This is a genomic window from Rhodococcus sp. FH8 (assembly GCF_019266085.1).
Classification (GTDB): Bacteria; Actinomycetota; Actinomycetes; order Mycobacteriales; family Mycobacteriaceae; genus Rhodococcus_F; species Rhodococcus_F qingshengii.
Window position 1 is genome coordinate 1 of record NZ_LPNQ01000019.1, and the last position, 1,745, is coordinate 1,745.

Annotated in this window: 1 protein-coding gene; it reads right to left on the reverse strand. The window is 52.6% G+C overall.

The genetic code is table 11. The features are described from left to right. Positions 1–1,092: 1,092 nt before the first annotated feature. On the reverse strand, positions 1,093–1,554 hold the full coding sequence (locus tag ATN38_RS00120) for a helix-turn-helix transcriptional regulator (protein WP_050794073.1): 462 nt from the start codon (positions 1,552–1,554) through the stop codon (positions 1,093–1,095). Between the last annotated feature and the right edge of the window lie 191 nt (positions 1,555–1,745).

Here is a 1,745-nt window from a genome sequence, read left to right on the forward strand (position 1 = left end):
CCCGCCCGGTCGCACTCAGCGAATCACCGCGACGCCACATCTCCCAGATCGTGTTCTCTTGATCCACAGTGAACCCGAGCGCCCTGTTGCCCATCCATGCCTCCACGATCACGCATCATGTCACCAGTAGTGATGCGTTGACGTGTTGAGACCAAGATCGGTTTTCGACCAAACTGGGCTCGTGCCTACGCACATGTCCAGTAACCGTTCGAACGCTGCTGGATCCAAACCTCCCAAACAGTCCGTTGCCTGGCCCTCTACCCTTTCACTATGCACCTCCCAGCACCTAGCTTCGCTTGTCCATCCGGAAAGACGAACCGCCTACAAGTACCGACAGTGCTCCCACAGCCCGAAAAGATCAATCCATCTATCCAGTCTCGAACCGATAGATTCCTGAATGACAGCGAGAAGCTACTGTTACCTGATCTCACAGCACTATCCAGCTCCACAGCCCTTTCCCTAAATGTAGGGATCCCTTTGAATACGCCGCTGCTTCAGAAACCCGACCTGGATCAATACGCATTCCTACTCGCAGAAAGAGTAAAGCAAATTTCCGGGAATCAGCTTGCAAGCGTATGGTGCACAAAAAGGAATTCAAAAATATCCACGATTTCAATTGACTCAGCCATCCCTGCGCAATCATCCAACATCGGCCAAACGGCAACACTGATAACTCGCAGGTCGTATACAAAAGAACAATTCAAAAACGAAATCCCGGACGCAATCTCCGGACTGAAACCCATTCAAGATGGGCCTGTCGCGTTGCATATATCTTACGTGACCGGGTTGCCGCGCACTTGGGCAAATCTATGGAAACCAACCATCGATGGGTTGGGCGGATTACTCGGTACACGTAACTCGTCAGAACCGCGGAAGGTAGACGCTGGTCGCATAGTGCAACTTGCCCTACATCACCGATCTGATGGACCGGAGCTGGGACATAGTGTACAAATCACTGTAACGGCGTCTTCGATCATGCCAATCACCCTTTGATGCCATCCCCTCAAATAGCGGCCTCAAATTGCGCGAATTTATCAAAGAATAAGAAACATACAAAAACCAACATTCTTAAAAAATCGAAACCTTATTCTTTCATGGGCCGCACTCTGCGCTTTCGATTGGAGGTACATCCGGGTGGGACCAGAATATCCAGAATCCGTTTCCAGTAACCACAGGGCAGCCCTCTGCGTGGCGCAGACGCTCAGCCATCTCAATGACAATACCCATCGACCTGTCAGAAAGTCCGTCCGCTTGAGCGAGGAGTCTCCGTAAAGGTACTTGGTCGAGACGTTCGATCACTTCCGACGCCGTCGGAAAATCAGGATTAACGGCGGGAAGATAGAAATAGTCTTTGTCGACACCAAAGAAGTCGGCGAGTATCGCCACGATCTCCGGAGACGGATTCGAACGCTTCCCTCGCCGCAACTGCGAAATATACGGATGCGAAATTTGGTGACCTCGGGCATTGAGCGCGTCCGCCAGCTGCACTTGCGTAATCGGGCAGCCGATCCGCGCCGAGTGGTCGAACAACGCATTCAACTGATCACTAAACATTTGGTCCTCACAGCGAAAATTAAGGGACCCGTCTCGGAAAGTAGGGACAACATGGGATCATAGTGGCTCTTCCCAGATGAGGGTGTAGGTCGGCCGGGCGCGTCGGTCCGCAGGTAGACGTCGAGGTCTCCCGACGATGGAGGTTCCTACGCCATCCATCCGAAAGACCTCGACGTGACCGACGCTACCCC